General features: G+C 51.5%; 35 protein-coding genes. 32 read left to right on the top strand and 3 right to left on the bottom strand.

The window, feature by feature from the left end:
• The first annotated feature begins 229 nt into the window (after positions 1 to 229).
• The 32 genes from rpsJ (at position 230) to AC6I8D_RS17870 (ending at position 16,793) form a co-directional block, all read left to right on the top strand.
• Positions 230 to 541 carry a 30S ribosomal protein S10 gene (rpsJ, locus tag AC6I8D_RS18025; RefSeq protein ID WP_001181005.1) on the top strand — a complete coding sequence of 104 codons (312 nt, stop codon included), beginning with the start codon at positions 230 to 232 and terminating at the stop codon, positions 539 to 541.
• 32 nt (positions 542 to 573) lie between these two features.
• The gene (gene rplC, locus AC6I8D_RS18020) at positions 574 to 1,203 is read left to right on the top strand and encodes a 50S ribosomal protein L3 (protein WP_312057173.1); all 630 of its coding nucleotides are present in this window, start codon (positions 574 to 576) and stop codon (positions 1,201 to 1,203) included.
• A 10-nt stretch (positions 1,204 to 1,213) separates the two neighbouring features.
• Positions 1,214 to 1,819: a 50S ribosomal protein L4 gene (rplD, locus tag AC6I8D_RS18015; RefSeq protein ID WP_003850711.1), complete on the top strand. Its 606-nt coding sequence runs from the start codon at positions 1,214 to 1,216 to the stop codon at positions 1,817 to 1,819.
• Positions 1,816 to 2,118 carry a 50S ribosomal protein L23 gene (rplW, locus tag AC6I8D_RS18010; RefSeq protein ID WP_031377828.1) on the top strand — a complete coding sequence of 101 codons (303 nt, stop codon included), beginning with the start codon at positions 1,816 to 1,818 and terminating at the stop codon, positions 2,116 to 2,118. Before rplD ends, rplW begins: the two co-directional genes overlap by 4 nt.
• 17 nt (positions 2,119 to 2,135) lie before the next feature.
• A complete protein-coding gene (rplB, locus tag AC6I8D_RS18005; protein WP_031377829.1) occupies positions 2,136 to 2,957 on the top strand; it encodes a 50S ribosomal protein L2 in 822 nt (273 codons plus the stop codon).
• A gap of 16 nt (positions 2,958 to 2,973) precedes the next feature.
• Entirely contained in the window at positions 2,974 to 3,252 is a 279-nt protein-coding gene (gene rpsS, locus AC6I8D_RS18000; protein ID WP_001138115.1) for a 30S ribosomal protein S19, read from the top strand.
• A 13-nt stretch (positions 3,253 to 3,265) separates the two neighbouring features.
• Positions 3,266 to 3,598, top strand: coding sequence for a 50S ribosomal protein L22 (rplV, locus tag AC6I8D_RS17995; RefSeq protein WP_046289651.1), 333 nt, complete (start codon positions 3,266 to 3,268; stop codon positions 3,596 to 3,598).
• 17 nt (positions 3,599 to 3,615) lie between these two features.
• Entirely contained in the window at positions 3,616 to 4,314 is a 699-nt protein-coding gene (gene rpsC, locus AC6I8D_RS17990; RefSeq protein ID WP_009087585.1) for a 30S ribosomal protein S3, read from the top strand.
• A 12-nt stretch (positions 4,315 to 4,326) separates the two neighbouring features.
• Positions 4,327 to 4,737, top strand: coding sequence for a 50S ribosomal protein L16 (gene rplP / locus AC6I8D_RS17985; RefSeq protein ID WP_008927134.1), 411 nt, complete (start codon positions 4,327 to 4,329; stop codon positions 4,735 to 4,737).
• Positions 4,737 to 4,928, top strand: a complete 192-nt coding sequence (gene rpmC / locus AC6I8D_RS17980) for a 50S ribosomal protein L29 (protein ID WP_003850146.1) — start codon at positions 4,737 to 4,739, stop codon at positions 4,926 to 4,928. The genes rplP and rpmC overlap by 1 nt, the downstream gene beginning before the upstream one ends.
• Positions 4,928 to 5,182, top strand: coding sequence for a 30S ribosomal protein S17 (gene rpsQ / locus AC6I8D_RS17975; protein WP_003850147.1), 255 nt, complete (start codon positions 4,928 to 4,930; stop codon positions 5,180 to 5,182). The genes rpmC and rpsQ overlap by 1 nt, the downstream gene beginning before the upstream one ends.
• Before the next feature lie 1,267 nt (positions 5,183 to 6,449).
• Entirely contained in the window at positions 6,450 to 6,920 is a 471-nt protein-coding gene (locus tag AC6I8D_RS17970; protein WP_312758923.1) for a hypothetical protein, read from the top strand.
• Positions 6,921 to 7,047: 127 nt separating this feature from the next.
• Complete coding sequence (gene rplN / locus AC6I8D_RS17965; protein ID WP_006120590.1) at positions 7,048 to 7,419, top strand: 50S ribosomal protein L14; 372 nt, start codon at positions 7,048 to 7,050, stop codon at positions 7,417 to 7,419.
• Between the two features lie 10 nt (positions 7,420 to 7,429).
• Entirely contained in the window at positions 7,430 to 7,744 is a 315-nt protein-coding gene (gene rplX, locus AC6I8D_RS17960; RefSeq protein WP_003850150.1) for a 50S ribosomal protein L24, read from the top strand.
• Between the two features lie 14 nt (positions 7,745 to 7,758).
• Positions 7,759 to 8,298, top strand: a complete 540-nt coding sequence (gene rplE, locus AC6I8D_RS17955; protein WP_031376676.1) for a 50S ribosomal protein L5 — start codon at positions 7,759 to 7,761, stop codon at positions 8,296 to 8,298.
• A gap of 14 nt (positions 8,299 to 8,312) precedes the next feature.
• Positions 8,313 to 8,618: a 30S ribosomal protein S14 gene (rpsN, locus tag AC6I8D_RS17950; RefSeq protein ID WP_010618564.1), complete on the top strand. Its 306-nt coding sequence runs from the start codon at positions 8,313 to 8,315 to the stop codon at positions 8,616 to 8,618.
• Positions 8,619 to 8,650: 32 nt separating this feature from the next.
• Complete coding sequence (gene rpsH, locus AC6I8D_RS17945) at positions 8,651 to 9,043, top strand: 30S ribosomal protein S8 (RefSeq protein WP_031376675.1); 393 nt, start codon at positions 8,651 to 8,653, stop codon at positions 9,041 to 9,043.
• 12 nt (positions 9,044 to 9,055) lie between these two features.
• Complete coding sequence (gene rplF / locus AC6I8D_RS17940; RefSeq protein ID WP_003850161.1) at positions 9,056 to 9,589, top strand: 50S ribosomal protein L6; 534 nt, start codon at positions 9,056 to 9,058, stop codon at positions 9,587 to 9,589.
• A gap of 9 nt (positions 9,590 to 9,598) precedes the next feature.
• Positions 9,599 to 9,952, top strand: a complete 354-nt coding sequence (gene rplR / locus AC6I8D_RS17935; protein WP_031376674.1) for a 50S ribosomal protein L18 — start codon at positions 9,599 to 9,601, stop codon at positions 9,950 to 9,952.
• A gap of 14 nt (positions 9,953 to 9,966) precedes the next feature.
• Positions 9,967 to 10,467, top strand: a complete 501-nt coding sequence (rpsE, locus tag AC6I8D_RS17930; RefSeq protein ID WP_003850164.1) for a 30S ribosomal protein S5 — start codon at positions 9,967 to 9,969, stop codon at positions 10,465 to 10,467.
• Between the two features lie 5 nt (positions 10,468 to 10,472).
• On the top strand, positions 10,473 to 10,652 hold the full coding sequence (gene rpmD / locus AC6I8D_RS17925) for a 50S ribosomal protein L30 (protein ID WP_031376672.1): 180 nt from the start codon (positions 10,473 to 10,475) through the stop codon (positions 10,650 to 10,652).
• A 3-nt stretch (positions 10,653 to 10,655) separates the two neighbouring features.
• Positions 10,656 to 11,090 carry a 50S ribosomal protein L15 gene (rplO, locus tag AC6I8D_RS17920; protein WP_159861842.1) on the top strand — a complete coding sequence of 145 codons (435 nt, stop codon included), beginning with the start codon at positions 10,656 to 10,658 and terminating at the stop codon, positions 11,088 to 11,090.
• 7 nt (positions 11,091 to 11,097) lie between these two features.
• Entirely contained in the window at positions 11,098 to 12,429 is a 1,332-nt protein-coding gene (secY, locus tag AC6I8D_RS17915; protein WP_003850175.1) for a preprotein translocase subunit SecY, read from the top strand.
• A gap of 32 nt (positions 12,430 to 12,461) precedes the next feature.
• Positions 12,462 to 12,578, top strand: a complete 117-nt coding sequence (rpmJ, locus tag AC6I8D_RS17910; RefSeq protein WP_004160566.1) for a 50S ribosomal protein L36 — start codon at positions 12,462 to 12,464, stop codon at positions 12,576 to 12,578.
• A gap of 146 nt (positions 12,579 to 12,724) precedes the next feature.
• Positions 12,725 to 13,081, top strand: coding sequence for a 30S ribosomal protein S13 (rpsM, locus tag AC6I8D_RS17905; protein ID WP_003850176.1), 357 nt, complete (start codon positions 12,725 to 12,727; stop codon positions 13,079 to 13,081).
• 16 nt (positions 13,082 to 13,097) lie between these two features.
• Positions 13,098 to 13,487, top strand: a complete 390-nt coding sequence (rpsK, locus tag AC6I8D_RS17900; RefSeq protein WP_004160563.1) for a 30S ribosomal protein S11 — start codon at positions 13,098 to 13,100, stop codon at positions 13,485 to 13,487.
• Between the two features lie 32 nt (positions 13,488 to 13,519).
• Positions 13,520 to 14,140: a 30S ribosomal protein S4 gene (gene rpsD / locus AC6I8D_RS17895; RefSeq protein WP_008927131.1), complete on the top strand. Its 621-nt coding sequence runs from the start codon at positions 13,520 to 13,522 to the stop codon at positions 14,138 to 14,140.
• A gap of 25 nt (positions 14,141 to 14,165) precedes the next feature.
• On the top strand, positions 14,166 to 15,155 hold the full coding sequence (locus tag AC6I8D_RS17890; protein ID WP_003850179.1) for a DNA-directed RNA polymerase subunit alpha: 990 nt from the start codon (positions 14,166 to 14,168) through the stop codon (positions 15,153 to 15,155).
• Between the two features lie 40 nt (positions 15,156 to 15,195).
• Complete coding sequence (gene rplQ, locus AC6I8D_RS17885) at positions 15,196 to 15,582, top strand: 50S ribosomal protein L17 (protein ID WP_009087575.1); 387 nt, start codon at positions 15,196 to 15,198, stop codon at positions 15,580 to 15,582.
• 97 nt (positions 15,583 to 15,679) lie between these two features.
• A complete protein-coding gene (locus AC6I8D_RS17880; protein WP_312057167.1) occupies positions 15,680 to 16,051 on the top strand; it encodes a DnaJ family domain-containing protein in 372 nt (123 codons plus the stop codon).
• Positions 16,052 to 16,468 (top strand): Zn(2+)-responsive transcriptional regulator, encoded by a 417-nt coding sequence (zntR, locus tag AC6I8D_RS17875; RefSeq protein ID WP_312057166.1) that lies wholly within the window; start codon positions 16,052 to 16,054, stop codon positions 16,466 to 16,468. It begins immediately after the preceding gene.
• Positions 16,469 to 16,526: 58 nt separating this feature from the next.
• The gene (locus tag AC6I8D_RS17870) at positions 16,527 to 16,793 is read left to right on the top strand and encodes an alternative ribosome-rescue factor A (RefSeq protein WP_312758929.1); all 267 of its coding nucleotides are present in this window, start codon (positions 16,527 to 16,529) and stop codon (positions 16,791 to 16,793) included.
• Here AC6I8D_RS17870 and mscL read toward each other — a convergent pair.
• The 3 genes from mscL to rsmB all read right to left on the bottom strand — a co-directional run bounded on the left by mscL (position 16,764) and on the right by rsmB (position 19,993).
• Entirely contained in the window at positions 16,764 to 17,174 is a 411-nt protein-coding gene (mscL, locus tag AC6I8D_RS17865; protein ID WP_031376667.1) for a large-conductance mechanosensitive channel protein MscL, read from the bottom strand. The two genes, AC6I8D_RS17870 and mscL, sit on opposite strands and share 30 nt — an antisense overlap.
• Positions 17,175 to 17,295: 121 nt before the next feature.
• The gene (gene trkA / locus AC6I8D_RS17860; RefSeq protein ID WP_312057164.1) at positions 17,296 to 18,672 is read right to left on the bottom strand and encodes a Trk system potassium transporter TrkA; all 1,377 of its coding nucleotides are present in this window, start codon (positions 18,670 to 18,672) and stop codon (positions 17,296 to 17,298) included.
• A gap of 22 nt (positions 18,673 to 18,694) precedes the next feature.
• On the bottom strand, positions 18,695 to 19,993 hold the full coding sequence (gene rsmB, locus AC6I8D_RS17855) for a 16S rRNA (cytosine(967)-C(5))-methyltransferase RsmB (protein WP_497820546.1): 1,299 nt from the start codon (positions 19,991 to 19,993) through the stop codon (positions 18,695 to 18,697).
• Between the last annotated feature and the right edge of the window lie 10 nt (positions 19,994 to 20,003).

The raw sequence follows: 20,003 nt of genomic DNA, 5'->3' as shown, positions 1-20,003 counted from the left end.
GGTTAAAACCACAACACGGGTTGCTTCCTGAGCAGATTTACGTATAATGCGCGGGCCTGCAGATATTGCAGGCGCGATTCGAGCAGAATCGCAGACGGCAGAATTTTAGGCCGCCTGACAATACTCCCAATTGGGGAGTTATATGCTGAACGATTACACTCTCCCATCAATCGTAATGGGCTCGAGTAGTAATTTTTTTCGTCTATAAAAAGTTTGGAGCTCTGGTCTCATGCAGAACCAAAGAATCCGTATCCGTCTTAAAGCGTTTGATCATCGTCTGATCGATCAATCAACCGCGGAAATCGTTGAGACCGCCAAGCGCACTGGTGCGCAGGTTCGTGGTCCGATCCCGCTGCCAACCCGCAAAGAGCGCTTTACCGTTCTGATCTCTCCGCACGTTAACAAAGATGCGCGTGATCAGTACGAAATCCGCACTCACAAGCGTCTGGTAGACATCGTTGAGCCAACTGAAAAAACCGTTGATGCTCTGATGCGTCTGGATCTGGCTGCCGGTGTTGACGTGCAGATCAGCCTGGGTTAATCAGGTCATCGAGCGATTGAGAGGTTGAAACAATGATTGGTTTAGTCGGTAAAAAAGTGGGCATGACCCGCATCTTCACTGAAGATGGCGTTTCTATCCCCGTCACCGTAATCGAAGTTGAAGCGAACCGCGTTACTCAGGTCAAAGGCCTGGAAAACGATGGTTACCAGGCAATTCAGGTTACCACCGGTGCTAAAAAAGCAAACCGTGTGAACAAACCTGAAGCTGGTCATTTTGCTAAAGCTGGCGTTGAAGCTGGCCGTGGCCTGTGGGAATTCCGCACCGCTGAAGGTGAAGAGTTCTCTGTAGGTCAGAGCATCAGCGTTGAGATTTTCGCTGAAGTTAAAAAAGTTGACGTAACCGGTACCTCTAAAGGTAAAGGTTTCGCCGGTACCGTTAAGCGCTGGAACTTCCGTACCCAGGACGCGACTCACGGTAACTCCTTGTCTCACCGCGTTCCGGGTTCTATCGGTCAGAACCAGACTCCGGGCAAAGTGTTCAAAGGCAAGAAAATGGCAGGTCAGCTGGGTAATGAGCGCGTAACCGTTCAGAGTCTGGACGTAGTACGTGTTGACGCTGAGCGCAACCTGCTGCTGGTTAAAGGTGCTGTCCCGGGTGCAACCGGTAGCGACCTGATCGTTAAACCAGCTGTGAAGGCGTAAGGGGATAGCAATGGAATTAGTATTGAAAGACGCGCAGAGCGCGCTGACTGTTTCCGAAACTACCTTCGGTCGTGATTTCAACGAAGCGCTGGTTCACCAGGTTGTTGTTGCTTACGCATCTGGCGCCCGCCAGGGTACTCGTGCGCAGAAAACGCGTGCAGAAGTAACCGGTTCAGGCAAAAAGCCATGGCGTCAAAAAGGCACCGGCCGTGCGCGTGCAGGTTCTGTAAAGAGCCCAATCTGGCGTTCAGGTGGTGTGACCTTTGCTGCGAAGCCGCAGGACCACAGTCAAAAAGTTAACAAAAAGATGTACCGCGGCGCGCTGAAAAGCATCCTGTCCGAACTGGTACGTCAAGATCGTCTGATCGTTGTCGAATCATTCGCTGTAGAAGCACCGAAAACCAAGCTGCTGGTACAGAAACTGAAAGACATGGCGCTGGAAGACGTGCTGATCATCACTGGCGAACTGGATGAGAATCTGTTCCTGGCTGCGCGTAACCTGTACAAGGTAGACGTGCGTGATGCATCAGGTATCGATCCAGTTAGCCTGATCGCCTTCGACAAAGTCGTTATGACTGCTGATGCAGTTAAGCAAGTTGAGGAGATGCTGGCATGATCCGTGAAGAACGTCTGCTGAAAGTACTGCGCGCGCCGCACGTATCTGAAAAGGCATCTAGCGCGATGGAAAAAACCAATACCATCGTACTCAAAGTAGCTAATGACGCGACCAAAGCAGAGATCGTTGCTGCTGTTGAGAAACTGTTCGAAGTAGAAGTGAAAGACGTAAACACCCTGGTCGTTAAGGGTAAAGTTAAGCGTCACGGACAGCGTATCGGTCGTCGTAGCGACTGGAAAAAAGCTTACGTCACCCTGAAGGAAGGCCAGAATCTGGACTTCGTCGGCGGCGCTGAGTAAGTCGGAGGAGAAAGACAATGGCAGTTGTTAAATGTAAACCGACATCTCCGGGTCGTCGCCACGTCGTAAAAGTGGTGAACCCAGAGCTGCACAAGGGCAAGCCGTTTGCTCCATTGCTGGAAAAAAACAGCAAATCCGGTGGCCGCAACAACAACGGTCGCATCACTACCCGTCACATCGGTGGTGGTCATAAGCAGGCTTACCGTCTGGTTGACTTCAAACGCAACAAAGATGGTATCCCGGCAGTTGTTGAACGTCTTGAGTACGATCCGAACCGCTCTGCGAACATCGCACTGGTTCTGTACAAAGACGGCGAGCGCCGTTATATCCTGGCCCCTAAAGGCCTGAAAGCCGGCGACCAGATCCAATCTGGCGTTGATGCTGCGATCAAAGCAGGTAACACTCTGCCGATGCGTAACATCCCGGTGGGTTCTACCGTGCATAACGTAGAAATGAAACCAGGCAAAGGCGGTCAGATTGCTCGCTCAGCCGGTGCTTACGTGCAGATCGTTGCGCGTGAAGGTTCTTACGTTACCCTGCGTCTGCGTTCTGGTGAAATGCGTAAAGTCGAATCTGACTGCCGCGCAACACTGGGCGAAGTCGGCAACGCTGAGCATATGCTGCGCGTTCTGGGTAAAGCTGGTGCAGCCCGTTGGCGTGGTGTTCGTCCGACCGTTCGTGGTACCGCGATGAACCCAGTTGATCACCCGCACGGTGGTGGTGAAGGTCGTAACTTTGGTAAGCACCCGGTAACTCCGTGGGGCGTTCAGACCAAAGGTAAGAAGACCCGTAGCAACAAGCGTACTGATAAATTTATCGTACGTCGCCGTAGCAAATAATATTAGAGGATAAGCCATGCCACGTTCTCTCAAGAAAGGTCCTTTTATTGACCTGCACTTGCTGAAGAAGGTAGAGAAAGCGGTGGAAAGCGGTGACAAGAAGCCTTTGCGCACTTGGTCCCGTCGTTCAACGATCTTTCCTAACATGATCGGTTTGACCATCGCTGTCCATAATGGTCGTCAGCACGTTCCTGTCTTTGTTTCCGACGAAATGGTTGGTCACAAACTGGGTGAATTCGCGCCGACACGTACTTATCGCGGTCACGCGGCTGATAAAAAAGCCAAGAAGAAATAAGTAGGAGGAAGAGATGGAAACTATTGCTCAACATCGCCATGCTCGTTCTTCTGCTCAGAAGGTACGCCTGGTGGCGGACCTGATTCGCGGTAAGAAAGTGTCGCAGGCTCTGGATATTTTAACCTACACCAACAAGAAAGCGGCTGTACTGGTTAAGAAAGTCCTGGAATCTGCCATTGCTAACGCCGAACACAACGATGGCGCTGATATCGACGATCTGAAAATCACGAAAATTTTCGTAGATGAAGGTCCGACCATGAAACGCATTATGCCGCGTGCCAAAGGTCGTGCAGATCGCATCCTGAAGCGCACCAGCCACATTACTGTGGTTGTGTCCGATCGCTGAGACTCTGGAGACTAGCAATGGGTCAGAAAGTACATCCTAATGGTATTCGCCTGGGTATTGTAAAACCATGGAACTCTACCTGGTTTGCGAACACCAAAGAATTCGCTGACAACCTGGACAGCGACTTTAAAGTACGTCAGTTCCTGACAAAAGAACTGGCTAAAGCGTCTGTATCTCGTATCGTTATCGAGCGTCCAGCGAAGAGCATCCGTGTGACTATTCACACTGCTCGTCCGGGCATCGTGATCGGTAAGAAAGGTGAAGACGTAGAAAAACTGCGCACGGTCGTCGCGAACATCGCTGGCGTTCCTGCACAGATTAACATCGCTGAAGTCCGTAAACCGGAACTGGACGCGAAACTGGTAGCTGACAGCATCACTTCACAGCTGGAGCGTCGTGTGATGTTCCGTCGTGCTATGAAGCGTGCGGTTCAGAACGCCATGCGTCTGGGCGCGAAGGGGATTAAAGTTGAAGTTAGCGGCCGTCTGGGCGGTGCCGAGATCGCACGTACCGAATGGTATCGTGAAGGTCGCGTGCCGTTGCACACTCTGCGTGCTGACATTGACTACAACACCTCTGAAGCGCACACCACTTATGGTGTAATCGGCGTTAAGGTATGGATCTTCAAAGGTGAGATCCTGGGTGGTATGGCTGCTGTTGAACAACCGGAACCGGCTGCTCAACCTAAAAAGCAGCAGCGTAAAGGCCGTAAGTAAGGAGAGTCGCTGATGTTACAACCAAAGCGTACGAAATTCCGTAAAGTGCACAAAGGCCGTAACCGCGGTCTGGCTGCGGGTACGGATGTCAGCTTCGGTACTTTCGGTCTGAAAGCTGTTGGCCGTGGTCGTCTGACTGCTCGTCAGATCGAAGCAGCACGTCGTGCTATGACCCGTGCAGTTAAGCGTCAAGGTAAGATCTGGATCCGAGTATTCCCGGACAAACCGATCACCGAGAAGCCGCTGGAAGTGCGTATGGGTAAAGGTAAGGGTAACGTAGAGTATTGGGTTGCCCTGATCCAGCCTGGTAAAGTCCTGTATGAAATGGACGGCGTACCAGAAGAGCTGGCCCGTGAAGCATTCAAGCTGGCAGCAGCAAAACTGCCTATCAAAACCACCTTTGTAACTAAGACGGTGATGTAATGAAAGCAACAGAGCTGCGTGAAAAAAGCGTTGAAGAGCTGAACACTGAGCTGCTTAATCTGCTGCGTGAGCAATTTAACCTGCGCATGCAGGCAGCATCTGGCCAACTGCAGCAGACTCATCTGCTGAAGCAAGTGCGCCGTGATGTTGCACGCGTTAAGACTTTACTGACTGAGAAGGCGGGTTCGTAATGACCGATAAAATCCGTACTCTGCAGGGTCGTGTAGTAAGTGACAAAATGCAGAAATCTGCAGTTGTTGCTATCGAACGTTTCGTGAAACACCCGATCTACGGCAAATTCATCAAACGTACGACTAAGCTGCACATCCATGACGAGAACAATGAATGTGGAATTGGCGACGTGGTAGAAATCCGCGAATGCCGTCCACTGTCCAAGACTAAATCCTGGACCCTGGTTCGCGTAATTGAGAAAGCTGTTCTGTAATAAGAATGGTTTTTTCTGAGAAAACCCTCTGCTTCGGCAGGGGGTTTTTTTTTGCCTGTGGATCGGGCATCGATCCCTTTATCAGAGGATCATCGGAGATGAGGAGCAGCTGTGCGGTGGAACAGGTTGTGGCTTTTGGTCAGGACGGCTTAAGCCTGCGGACTGTAAAAGGCGGACACTTATTGTTAGCTTGTCAGCTTGTCAGCTTGTCAGCTTGTCAGCGCGCGAGCGTCGTGTGATATCAGAGCGCTGCTAATCAGTGACTCAGCGTCTGGTCTACCGCTATCATCCATTGCCCGTTAATGACATCCAGCAGGTGATAGCATGCAAAGAACACTGTTATTTAAGCACGCCTGTGATAGGCATGGATGCTGCACGGCGAGAAATCCGTCACGCCAGCATCCTGATTAAGGCAAATACTCTCATCGCCGTAGGGCGCTGAGCCAGTGCCTTAATGCGCGGATGAAATCGTCGAGCGGTACAGGTACATCGTTATTGCCGGATTGATCAATCCCCATCATTACGTGTCCCGGAGCCTAACCTGGGCTATCCCCGCGGTGCAAACTGCTGAGGTGTTCAACTGGCTGACCCCACTCTATCCACTGTAGCAGCACCGGACACCAGAGATAATATGCATTTCAACTCAGATATCGAAGGTGGGGCTGCTGCTCACGAGCTTTCCCACCATAAGCGATCGCCTGTATTTCAATTCCTACTGCCAGCCAGATGACAGCATTGAAACGGCGACCGGAATAGGAATGTATTTCCATGCCAGTCACGGCAGCATGAGCGTGATGGGCTGGTAAACGATGAGGCGACGATGGTAACCGATGCCCGGCGGGTGACAGATCGCTATCACGGTGCCCGCGATGGGGCGATGCTCCGTGTGGAGATAGCGCCATGCTCGTCATTTTCATTCAGCCGAAAGCTGTAAGTCCCGCTGCTGCGCTGGTGCGTACCAGGGTGTTTCAATGCCAACTCATCCGGAAGAAAATGATAACCATATCCGTTTTAGCCTTAAGACATTCCCTATGTTGCCGGCACAGCAGATGAATGAGGGCATAACGGCTGTTATGCGCACTGCGTTAAGCGTGAGCGGTATGGCATTGAGCGGTTTGCGCGAGCCGCAGCGGGTGTCGCGCTCGGTCCCGGCTCCAGTATGCGGCCTGGGTCGGGGAGGAACACCCCGATACATCATATATGCGATGCCGCTGTCCCTGTCGGGTTGGATGTTAATGGCTCTGCTTCTAAATGACAGCGCAGAGAGATGACAGCAGCAGTGCGTCAGGCGATGCTGCTGCAACGTGTCGGCTTTGGACCCGATGCGATGACAGCGCCTCCGGCACCTGAGCTGGCGACGCTGGCAGCCGCGAAAGGGTTTAATCGTGCTGAGATGGGAATCCTCACTCCCGGCACAATGGCCACGCGGGCGGCTTTCGACCTGAACCAGACGGAGAGGCCGGGGCATGATCTTGCCCCGGCACGGGTGTTCTGTAATCCGGAGCCGGTGGCATACAGCATCGTCAACGGCCCAGGGGACACGGCCACCTGGTCGGAATTGACCTTCCGGCGCTGCTGCGTCAGCATAACCAACCGGCCAGTAAACGGGTTAGTGGGGCCAATCAGACACTTTATTACAGAAGCGACGAAAAATAAGGCAGATTACATTTGCTACTGTTCGCACTATTCCCTAGAATACGCCCTCCCTGTCATCAGGGAAAATCAGCGGCTCGATTGAGAGCCGTTTATTTTTTCTACCCATCTGTGAGAACCGGTGTTACAATGCCGCGCCCTCAATTATGGGGCTTTCTAACGACCTGAGGTTTAGGTCCCGAAGTAGTAGTTGACATTAGCGGAGCACTAAAATGATCCAAGAACAGACTATGCTGAACGTCGCCGACAACTCCGGTGCACGTCGCGTAATGTGTATCAAGGTTCTGGGTGGCTCGCACCGTCGCTACGCAGGCGTCGGTGACATCATCAAAGTTACCATCAAGGAAGCAATTCCGCGTGGTAAAGTCAAAAAAGGTGATGTCCTGAAGGCGGTAGTGGTGCGCACCAGGAAGGGTGTTCGTCGCCCGGACGGTTCTGTCATTCGCTTCGATGGTAATGCATGCGTTATTTTAAACAATAACAGTGAGCAGCCTATCGGTACGCGTATTTTTGGGCCGGTAACTCGTGAACTTCGTACTGAAAAGTTCATGAAAATTATCTCTCTGGCACCAGAAGTACTCTAAGGAGCGAACAATGGCAGCTAAAATCCGTCGTAACGACGAAGTTATCGTGTTAACCGGTAAAGATAAAGGTAAGCGCGGTAAAGTTAAGAATGTCCTGTCTTCTGGTAAGGTCATCGTTGAAGGTATCAACCTGGTGAAGAAACATCAGAAGCCGGTTCCGGCTCTGAACCAACCAGGTGGCATCGTTGAAAAAGAAGCTGCAATTCAGGTTTCTAACGTTGCACTGTTCAATGCGGCAACTGGTAAGGCTGACCGTGTAGGCTTTAGATTCGAAGACGGCAAAAAAGTCCGTTTCTTCAAGTCTAACAGCGAAACTATCAAGTAATTTGGAGTAGTACGATGGCGAAACTGCATGATTACTACAAAGACGAAGTAGTCCAGAAACTCATGACAGAGTTTGGCTACAATTCTGTCATGCAAGTCCCTCGGGTCGAGAAGATCACCCTGAACATGGGTGTTGGTGAAGCGATCGCTGACAAGAAACTGCTGGATAACGCAGCAGCTGACCTGGCAGCAATCTCCGGTCAAAAACCGCTGGTCACCAAAGCACGCAAATCAGTTGCAGGCTTCAAAATCCGTCAGGGCTATCCGATCGGCTGTAAAGTAACTCTGCGTGGCGAACGCATGTGGGAGTTCTTTGAGCGTCTGATCACCATTGCTGTTCCACGTATCCGTGACTTCCGTGGCTTGTCCGCTAAGTCATTCGATGGTCGTGGCAACTACAGCATGGGTGTACGTGAGCAGATCATCTTCCCAGAAATCGACTACGACAAAGTCGATCGCGTTCGTGGTTTGGATATTACCATTACCACTACTGCGAAATCTGATGATGAAGGCCGTGCTCTGCTGGCTGCCTTTGACTTCCCGTTCCGTAAGTAAGGTAGGGTTACTTAATGGCTAAGCAATCTATGAAAGCACGCGAAGTTAAGCGTGTGAAATTAGCAGACAAATTCTTCGCAAAACGCGCTGAACTGAAAGCGATCATTTCTGATGTGAACGCTTCCGACGAAGATCGTTGGAATGCCGTTCTGAAGCTGCAGAGTCTGCCGCGTGATTCCAGCCCTTCACGTCAGCGTAACCGCTGCCGTCAAACAGGTCGTCCGCACGGTTTCCTGCGGAAGTTTGGGTTGAGCCGTATCAAGGTCCGCGAAGCCGCCATGCGCGGTGAAATCCCGGGCCTGAAGAAGGCTAGCTGGTAATTGTCACCAATTGAATCACGGGAGTAACACAGATGAGCATGCAAGATCCGATCGCGGATATGCTGACCCGTATCCGTAACGGTCAGGCCGCGAACAAAGTTGCGGTCACCATGCCTTCCTCCAAGCTGAAATTGGCAATTGCCAACGTTCTGAAGGAAGAAGGATATATTGAAGATTTCAAAATCGAAGGCGACACCAAGCTGGAACTGGAACTGACTCTTAAGTATTTCCAGGGCAAAGCGGTTGTGGAAAGCATTCAGCGAGTAAGCCGTCCTGGTCTGCGCATCTATAAGAAAAAAGATGAGCTGCCAAAGGTAATGGCTGGTATGGGCATCGCTGTAGTTTCTACATCTAAAGGTGTCATGACTGATCGTGCAGCGCGCCAGGCAGGTCTTGGTGGCGAAATTATCTGCTACGTAGCGTAATCGGAGGATACTATGTCTCGTGTTGCTAAAGCACCTGTCGTTGTTCCTGCCGGCGTAGAGGTAAAACTCAACGGTCAGGTAATTTCGATTAAAGGTAAGAACGGCGAGCTGACTCGTACTATCAATGATGCTGTTGAAGTTAAGCATGCTGACAACGCTCTGACTTTCGCTCCGCGCGAAGGTTTCGTTGACGGCTGGGCGCAGGCGGGTACTTCTCGCGCGCTGCTGAACGCAATGGTTATCGGTGTTACCGAAGGCTTCACTAAGAAGCTGCAGCTGGTTGGTGTAGGTTATCGTGCAGCCGTTAAAGGCGACGTGGTAAACCTGTCTCTGGGCTTTTCTCATCCAGTCGATCACCAGCTGCCCGCAGGTATCACTGCAGAATGTCCGACTCAGACTGAAATCGTGCTGAAAGGCGCTGATAAACAGCTGATCGGCCAGGTTGCAGCTGACTTGCGCGCCTACCGTCGTCCTGAGCCTTATAAAGGCAAGGGTGTCCGTTACGCCGACGAAGTCGTGCGTACCAAAGAGGCTAAGAAGAAGTAAGGTAACACTATGGATAAGAAATCTGCTCGTATCCGTCGTGCGACCCGTGCACGTCGCAAGCTCAAAGAGCTGGGTGCTACTCGCCTGGTGGTACATCGTACCCCGCGTCATATTTACGCACAGGTAATCGCCCCGAACGGTTCTGAAGTTCTGGTCGCTGCTTCTACAGTAGAAAAAGCTATCACTGAACAACTGAAGTATACCGGTAATAAAGAAGCCGCAGCTGCAGTAGGTAAAGTTATTGCAGAACGCGCAATCGAAAAAGGCATCACTGGTGTTTCTTTCGACCGTTCCGGTTTCCAATATCATGGTCGCGTCCAGGCACTGGCAGATGCTGCCCGTGAAGCTGGCCTTCAGTTCTAAGGTAGAGGTCTAAGATGGCACACATCGAGAAACAAGCTGGCGAACTGCAGGAAAAACTGATCGCGGTAAACCGTGTTTCTAAAACTGTTAAAGGTGGTCGTATTTTCTCCTTCACAGCACTGACTGTGGTAGGCGATGGTAACGGTCGCGTAGGTTTTGGTTACGGTAAAGCGCGTGAAGTTCCAGCAGCGATCCAGAAAGCGATGGAGAAAGCCCGTCGCAACATGGTTAACGTCGCGCTGACCAACGGCACCCTGCAGCACCCAGTTAAAGGTGCACACACGGGTTCCCGCGTGTTCATGCAGCCGGCTTCAGAAGGTACCGGTATTATTGCCGGTGGTGCAATGCGCGCCGTCCTGGAAGTCGCTGGAGTTCATAACGTTCTGGCAAAAGCCTATGGTTCCACCAACCCGATTAACGTGGTTCGTGCAACTATCGACGGCCTGGGCAATATGAAATCTCCGGAAATGGTCGCTGCTAAGCGTGGTAAATCCGTTGAAGAAATTCTGGGGTAATCACGATGGCTAAGACTATTAAAATCACTCAAACCCGCAGTGCTATTGGCCGTTTGCCTAAGCATAAAGCCACTCTGGTTGGCCTGGGTCTGCGTCGTATTGGCCACACCGTTGAGCGTGAAGATACGCCTGCAGTACGCGGTATGGTTAACGCGGTTTCCTATATGGTTAAAGTGGAGGAGTAAGAGATGCGTCTAAATACTCTGTCTCCGGCCGAAGGGTCTAAGCACGCGAGCAAGCGTCTGGGTCGTGGTATCGGTTCTGGTCTCGGTAAAACCGGTGGTCGTGGTCACAAAGGTCAGAACTCACGTTCTGGCGGTGGCGTACGTCGCGGTTTCGAGGGCGGTCAGATGCCTCTGTATCGTCGTCTGCCGAAATTCGGTTTCACCTCTCGCAAAGCAATGATCACCACAGAGATTCGTCTGTCTGATCTGGCGAAAGTTGAAGGCGGTATCGTAGACCTGAATACGCTGAAAGCGGCCAATATTATCGGTGTCCAGATTGAATTTGTTAAAATCATTCTTTCTGGTGAAGTTTCTGCACCGGTAACGGTTCGCGGCCTGCGTGTCACCAAAGGTGCTCGTGCTGCAATCGAAGCTGCTGGCGGTAAAATTGAGGAATAAGTAGCAGATGGCTAAACAACCGGGGTTAGATTTTCAAAGTGCCAAAGGCGGCTTTGGTGAACTGAAACGCAGACTGCTGTTTGTAATCGGTGCACTGATTGTCTTCCGTATTGGCTCTTTCATTCCGATCCCTGGTATTGATGCCACTGTACTTGCCAAACTGCTTGAGCAACAGCGTGGCACCATCATTGAAATGTTTAACATGTTCTCTGGTGGTGCTCTCAGCCGTGCTTCTATTTTCGCACTGGGTATCATGCCGTATATTTCGGCATCGATTATCATCCAGTTATTAACGGTGGTTCATCCAGCGTTAGCGGAAATCAAGAAAGAAGGGGAGGCTGGCCGTCGTAAGATTAGTCAGTACACCCGATACGGTACGTTGGTATTGGCTATATTTCAGTCGATCGGTATTGCTACCGGTTTACCGAATATGCCAGGAATGCAGGGCCTGGTGATGAATCCAGGCTTTGCCTTCTACTTTACCGCTGTTGTGAGTCTGGTCTCAGGGACAATGTTCCTGATGTGGCTGGGCGAACAGATTACTGAGCGCGGTATCGGTAACGGTATTTCGATCATTATCTTCGCAGGTATTGTTGCGGGTCTCCCGCCGGCCATTGGCCATACCATCGAGCAAGCGCGGCAAGGTGACCTGCACTTCCTTCTGTTGCTGTTGGTTGCAGTACTCGTATTCGCCGTGACCTTCTTTGTTATTTTCGTTGAGCGTGGTCAACGCCGCATTGTGGTGAACTATGCAAAACGTCAGCAAGGTCGTCGTGTCTACGCTGCACAGAGCACACATTTACCGTTGAAAGTGAACATGGCGGGCGTAATCCCGGCTATTTTTGCTTCCAGCATTATTCTGTTCCCGGCAACGATTGCATCGTGGTTCGGGGGCGGTACCGGTTGGAACTGGCTGACAACAATTTCGCTGTATTTGCAGCCAGGACAGCCGCTTTATGTGCTACTCTATGCGACTGCAATCATCTTCTTCTGTTTCTTCTATACGGCGTTGGTTTTCAACCCGCGTGAAACAGCAGATAACCTGAAGAAGTCTGGTGCATTCGTACCGGGAATTCGTCCGGGAGAGCAAACGGCGAAGTACATCGATAAAGTTATGACGCGTTTAACCTTAATCGGTGCGCTGTACATCACTTTTATCTGCCTTATCCCGGAGTTCATGCGTGATGCGATGAAGGTTCCCTTCTACTTTGGCGGTACTTCACTGCTCATCGTAGTGGTCGTCATCATGGACTTTATGGCTCAAGTGCAAACTCTGATGATGTCAAGTCAGTACGAGTCGGCACTGAAGAAAGCTAACCTGAAGGGCTACGGCCGTTAATTCAGGTGGTTGAGAAGTTACGGAGAGTAAAAATGAAAGTTCGTGCTTCCGTCAAGAAATTATGTCGTAACTGCAAAATCATTCGTCGCGACGGTGTCGTCCGTGTGATCTGCAGCGCCGAGCCAAAGCATAAACAGCGCCAAGGCTGATTTTGTCACATATTTTTCTTGCAAAGTCGGGTTGAGCTGGCTAGATTAGCCAGCCAATCTTTTGTATGTCAGTGCGTTTCCATTTGAGTATCCTGAAAACGGGCTTTTCAGCATGGGACGTGCTTATTTAATTATAGGAGTGCATAGTGGCCCGTATAGCAGGCATTAACATTCCTGATCAAAAACATACCGTTATCGCATTAACTTCGATCTTCGGTATCGGTAAAACCCGTTCAAAAGCCATCTGCGCTTCAACGGGTATTGCTGAAAATGTTAAGATCAGTGAGCTGTCTGAAGAACAAATTGATCAGCTGCGTGATGCAGTTGCGAAATTCGTTGTAGAAGGTGATCTGCGCCGTGAAATCACCCTGAGCATCAAGCGTCTTATGGACCTTGGTTGCTACCGTGGTTTGCGCCATCGTCGTGGTCTTCCGGTTCGCGGTCAGCGTACTAAGACCAACGCACGTACCCGTAAGGGTCCGCGTAAACCGATCAAGAAATAATCGGGGTGAGTAAATAATGGCAAAGGCACCAGTTCGTGCACGTAAGCGTGTAAGAAAACAAGTCTCAGATGGCGTGGCTCATGTCCATGCTTCTTTTAACAACACCATCGTTACTATTACTGATCGTCAGGGTAACGCACTGGGTTGGGCAACCGCCGGTGGTTCCGGTTTCCGCGGTTCACGTAAATCCACTCCGTTTGCTGCTCAGGTCGCTGCAGAGCGCTGTGCAGAAGCGGTAAAAGATTACGGTATTAAGAACCTGGAAGTTATGGTTAAGGGTCCGGGTCCGGGTCGCGAATCAACAATTCGTGCACTGAACGCCGCTGGTTTCCGCATCACTAATATTACTGATGTGACTCCGATCCCTCATAACGGTTGTCGTCCGCCGAAAAAACGTCGCGTATAACGCCCGTTTTTTAGGATAGTTGGAGAAAGAAAATGGCAAGATATTTGGGTCCTAAGCTCAAGCTGAGCCGTCGTGAGGGCACTGACTTATTCCTTAAGTCTGGCGTTCGCGCGATTGATTCCAAGTGTAAGATCGAACAAGCGCCTGGTCAGCATGGTGCGCGTAAACCGCGTCTGTCTGATTACGGCGGTCAGTTACGTGAGAAGCAGAAAGTTCGTCGTATCTACGGCGTGCTCGAGCGTCAGTTCCGTAACTACTATAAAGAAGCAGCACGTCTGAAAGGCAACACCGGTGAAAACCTGTTGGCTCTGCTGGAAGGCCGTCTGGACAACGTAGTTTATCGTATGGGCTTTGGTGCCACTCGTGCGGAAGCACGTCAGCTGGTGAGCCATAAGTCTGTTCTGGTAAATGGCCGCGTTGTTAACATCGCTTCTTATCAGGTATCTCCGAATGATGTCGTTAGCATCCGTGAGAAAGCCAAAAAGCAATCTCGCGTGAAGGCCGCTCTGGAGCTGGCTGAGCAGCGTGAAAAGCCAACCTGGCTGGAAGTTGATGCGACTAAGATGGAAGGTGTGTTCAAGCGTATTCCTGAGCGTACTGATCTGTCTGCGGACATTAACGAACACCTGATCGTCGAGCTTTACTCTAAGTAAAGCTTAGTACCAAAGAGAGGACACAATGCAGGGTTCTGTGACAGAGTTTCTAAAACCGCGCCTGGTAGATATCGAGCAAGTGAGTTCGACGCACGCCAAGGTGACCCTTGAGCCTTTAGAGCGTGGCTTTGGCCATACTCTTGGTAACGCACTGCGCCGTATTCTGCTTTCTTCCATGCCGGGTTGCGCGGTGACCGAGGTTGAAATTGATGGTGTACTACATGAGTACAGCACCAAAGAGGGCGTACAGGAAGATATCCTGGAAATCCTGCTCAACCTGAAAGGGCTGGCGGTAAGAGTTCAGGGTAAAGATGAAGTCATTCTGACCCTGAATAAATCTGGCATTGGCCCTGTGACTGCAGCCGACATTACCCATGATGGTGATGTCGAAATCGTCAAGCCTCAGCACGTGATCTGCCATCTGACCGATGAGAACGCCGCTATCAGCATGCGTATCAAAGTTCAACGTGGTCGTGGTTATGTGCCGGCTTCTGCCCGAATTCATTCGGAAGAAGATGAGCGCCCAATCGGCCGCCTGTTGGTTGACGCTTGCTACAGCCCTGTAGACCGTATTGCCTACAATGTTGAAGCAGCGCGCGTCGAACAGCGCACCGACCTGGATAAGCTGGTCATCGAAATGGAAACCAACGGTACAATCGATCCTGAAGAGGCGATTCGTCGTGCGGCAACCATTCTGGCAGAACAACTTGAAGCTTTCGTTGACTTACGTGATGTACGTCAGCCGGAAGTTAAAGAAGAGAAACCAGAATTCGATCCGATCCTGCTGCGCCCTGTTGACGATCTGGAATTGACTGTCCGCTCTGCTAACTGCCTGAAGGCAGAAGCTATCCACTACATCGGTGATCTGGTACAGCGTACCGAGGTTGAGCTGCTTAAAACGCCTAACCTGGGTAAAAAATCTCTTACTGAGATTAAAGATGTGCTGGCCTCACGTGGTCTTTCTCTGGGCATGCGCCTCGAGAACTGGCCGCCGGCAAGCATTGCTGATGAATAACCCGATCACAGGTTAAGGTTTCACTGAGAAGGATAAGGTCATGCGCCATCGTAAGAGTGGTCGTCAACTGAACCGCAACAGCAGCCATCGTCAGGCTATGTTCCGTAACATGGCTGGCTCTCTGGTTCGTCATGAGATCATCAAGACGACTCTGCCGAAAGCCAAAGAGTTGCGCCGCGTAGTTGAGCCGCTGATTACTCTTGCCAAGACCGACAACGTAGCTAATCGTCGTCTGGCATTCGCCCGCACTCGTGATAACGAGATCGTGGCAAAACTGTTTAATGAGCTGGGCCCGCGTTTCGCGAGCCGTGCCGGTGGTTACACTCGCATTCTGAAGTGTGGCTTCCGCGCTGGTGACAACGCTCCGATGGCATACATCGAGCTGGTTGATCGTCCAGAAGCTCAAGCAGAAGCAGCTGCAGAGTAATCTGTAGTAAAGTAAAAAACCCGCTTCGGCGGGTTTTTTATTGCCCAAAATTTACTACCTTTAGGGCTGAGTAATTCGCTAAGCTGAGGAGTCGACAATGTGGCTGGTTGATCAACTTGCAGAGCAACACATTAAAGCCGCGCTGGAAAAGGGCGAACTGAGCCAGCTACCGGGTGAAGGTAAGCCGCTTCAGCTTGATGATGACAGTCATGTGCCGCCAGAACTTCGCGCTGGCTATCGCCTGCTAAAGAACGCCGGTTTCCTGCCGCCCGAACTCGAATTGCGTCGTGAAGCGATCGAAGTTAACGATTTGCTACGCCAGCTCGATCCCGCCGATCCACGTTATCAGGATCAGCATCGCCGCCTTAAGGTTCTGGAGCTCCGGCTTCAGCAAGCCGGCATGCGCACCGATTTTCTGCATGGTGACTATGCCACTGCACTCCAGCAACGTTTTAATCAGGAGAAATAGATGTTCAGGATTGGTCAGTTGGCAAAACTCGCCGACGTTACGCCAGATACCATCCGTTTCTATGAGAAACAGCAAATGATGGATCATGATGGACGAACTGAAGGCGGTTTCCGCTTGTACAGTGAAAGCGATCTGCAACGCCTGAAGTTTATCCGCTACGGCCGCAAACTTGGCTTCAGTCTCGAAGCCATCCGGGAGCTGCTATCAATCCGCGTTGATCCGGCACATCACACCTGCCAGGAATCGAAGTCGATTGTTGAAAAACGACTCAATGAGGTTGCGCAGATGATTGCAGAGCTGGAAACCATGCAGCGCTCGCTTCAGCATCTGTCGGATGCCTGCTGTGGTGACAGTCACAGTAGCATTTCGTGCTCAATTCTCGAAGCCCTCGAACGCGGTGAGAGTCTGAGCAGTTAGAGATATTGTTTTTTTCATCCAAAGGAATAAAGTATCTGCGATTCCAACAGGAGGAACCATGAGTAAATATCAGCATACTAAAGGGCAGATTCGCGACAATGCGATTGAAGCACTGTTACATGATCCACTATTTCGGCAGCGCATAGAACAGAAGCAAAAGGGGAAGGGAAGTTTTAAACGCAAAGATAAACACGTTAAGGGACAGAGCTGGGAGGCCAGTGATAAGACAGCATCTTATCACTGGCCTTCTGCTTTCAGCGCGAAAAAAAACCGCCAGGCAGGCGGCTTATTTTTCTTAAACCCGGGTATTTTGCTGCTTCAGTAAATCACGAATTTCTGTCAGCAGGACTTCTTCATTGGATGGCTTGGCAGCCGGCTTCTCGACTTCTTTTTTAGTGTAGAGGCGGTTCATCAGCTTGATCGCCATGAAAATGGCAAAGGCGATGATGACAAAGTCGAAGATGGTCTGCAGAAACACACCGTACTGCATCACAACGGCAGGCGTATCACCGACCGCAGGCTTAAGCACCCAGCTAAACGATTTGAAGTCGACACCACCAATCAGCAGACCCAACGGCGGCATAATGATGTTGGCAACTAATGACGACACGATCTTGCCAAACGCGGCACCGATGATCACACCCACCGCCAGATCCACCACGTTACCGCGCATTGCGAAATCACGAAACTCTTTGAATAAACTCATACTTATCTCCTTGCCCTGGCCAATGCCCTAAAGTCTAACAAACCCTGCTGTTTTTGCCATTATCCCATGGAATTAAGCGGCAGTTTCCCGCTGGGTTAATTCACCGGTAATCAGGCTGCCGTTACAGGAAAAACGGACTCGGCTGGAACAGTCTTTCGACATCCGAGACAAACTTCTTGTCGGTCAGGAACATGATGACATGATCGCCTTGCTCAATGCGCAGGTTGTCATTGGCAATCATCACATCATCGCCGCGTACTACCGCACCAATGATGGTGCCAGGCGGCAATTTAATATCATCAATTGAGCGACCGACCACGCGTGAGGTGGTTTCGTCACCGTGTGCTATCGCTTCGATCGCTTCGGCTATGCCACGTCGGAGTGAAGATACGCCAACGATATCAGCTTTACGTACGTGGCCCAGCAAGGCGGAAATGGTGGCCTGCTGCGGCGAAATCGCAATGTCGATCACGCTGCCCTGTACCAGGTCGACATAGGCGCGGCGCTGGATCAGCACCATCACTTTTTTGGCTCCCATCTTTTTCGCCAGCATGGCAGACATGATGTTGGCTTCATCGTCATTAGTGACGGCGATGAACAGATCGACCTGCTCGACATGTTCTTCTGCCAGCAGCTCCTGATCGGACGCATCACCATAAAAAACGATGGTGTCCTGCAGATGTTCTGCCAGTTCTGCGGCGCGCTGTGGATTACGTTCAATCAGCTTAACGCTGTAATTTTTCTCCAGCCGCTGCGCCAGACCAAAACCAATATTGCCGCCGCCCACCAGCATAATGCGTTTGTACGGTTTCTCCAGTCGCTGCATTTCGCTCATCACTGCCCGAATGTTTTGGCTGGCGGCGATGAAAAACACTTCGTCGCCCGCTTCAACAATGGTTGAGCCTTGCGGACGGATGGGGCGATCCTGACGAAAAATGGCGGCTACGCGCGTATCGATGTGCGGCATGTGCTCACGCAGGATAGAGAGCGGATTACCGACCAGCGGCCCGCCATAATAGGCTTTCACCACTGCCAGGCTGACTTTGCCTTCGGCAAAATTCACCACCTGTAACGCACCGGGATACTGGATCAGTCGGTAAATATTATCGATCACTAACTGTTCGGGTGAGATCAGGTGATCAATAGGGACCGCTTCAGGAATAAACAGTTTATCCGCATCGCGCAGATAGTCTGCTGCGCGGATCCGGGCGATACGATTAGGCGTATTGAAAAGCGAATAGGCGATCTGGCAGGCGATCATATTGGTTTCATCGGAATTAGTCACGGCGACCAACATGTCGGCATCTTCCGCACCCGCTTCACGCAGTATCCGCGGATGCGAACCATGACCCTGTACCACGCGCAGATCGAACTTGTCCTGCAGATGACGTAAGCGCGCTGCGTCGGTATCGACCACGGTGATATCGTTGTTTTCACCGACCAGGTTTTCTGCCAGCGTCCCGCCGACCTGTCCTGCACCCAGAATGATTATTTTCATCGCTCATCAACGCTCATATCAATTAGCATCCGGTTTTTTTTATCAGCTTAGCGTAGAAGAAACCATCTCCGCCTTCAGCCTCCGGAAAGACCTGCCAGCCACTGGCTGGCGCATCCCGCAGCGGCTGCGCTTCAGCATTGGACTGACGCTGTAAAAAGGCTTCAATTTGCTGATGATTCTCTTCCGGCAGGATCGAACAGGTGGCGTAGAGCAGGGTGCCGCCAGGTTTGAGATGTGGCCAGACCGCATCCAGAATTTCGCTTTGCAGCCTCGCCAGTTCAGCGATGTCGCGATCGCGACGCAGCCATTTAATATCCGGATGACGACGAATGACGCCGGTTGCTGAGCAGGGCGCATCCAGCAGAATACGATCAAACTGACGTTCGCCGCACCACAGCTGTGGGGTACGTCCATCACCCTGTTTCACTTCAGCTTTCATTCCCAGACGCTGAAGATTTTCATCTACGCGTTTAAGGCGCTGCGCATCCACATCCACCGCCAGTACCTGAGCCTCAGGAGCCACCTCCAGAATGTGGGTTGTTTTGCCGCCTGGCGCGGCGCAAAGATCAAGGATCTGCTCGCCATTCTGCGGCTCCAGCAGCAACGCACAGCGCTGGGCTGATAAATCCTGAACGGTCACCCAGCCCTGATCGAAGCCGGGTAACTGGCCGACCGGCGCCGGTGATTCAAGACGCAGCGCATCCGGTGCATCTGCTGCGGGGTGCGCAAGCTTACCGCTGTCGGTCAGCATCGCCAGCCATCCGTCACGGTGGTGATGCTGACGGTTGACGCGCAACCACATCGGCGGTCGCAGGTTGTTTGCTTCTACGATCTGCTGCCACTGCTCCGGCCAGGCGTGCTGTAATCGCTTTAACAGCCAGCCCGGGTGCAGATAGCGTTGCGGACCCTCCTGAATACTGGCAAGCAACTCTTCTCTCTGACGCTGATACTGACGCAAAACGCCGTTCAGCAACCCTTTCAGGCTGGTCCGTTTCAGGACCTCAGCACCGGCAACCGTTTCAGCCAGTGCCGCATGAGCAGGAACGCGGGTATATTCCAGCTGATAAAGGCCGACCATAATCAGGTAATGCAGAACACGTTGTTTACCGGTAAGTGGACGCTCCATCAGCTTGCCGATTAAGGCTTCAAGCTGCGGCAGCGTACGCAATACGCCAAAGCAGATCTCCTGCACTAACGCGCTGTCTTTATCAGAGAGTTTTTTCTGCGCCGCCGGTAATGCCGTATTGAGCGATTCGCCCTTATCGACAACGCGTTCAATGAGCTGAGCGCAGAGGCTACGCAGGTTAGTTGATTTATTCATAGGGTTTTGT

The sequence above is a fragment of the Pantoea sp. X-Soil-MYKO-1785 genome (genome assembly GCF_059730675.1).
The sequence above is the reverse complement of the archived record's forward strand: the minus strand, read 5'-3'. Positions and strand labels throughout refer to the sequence as shown.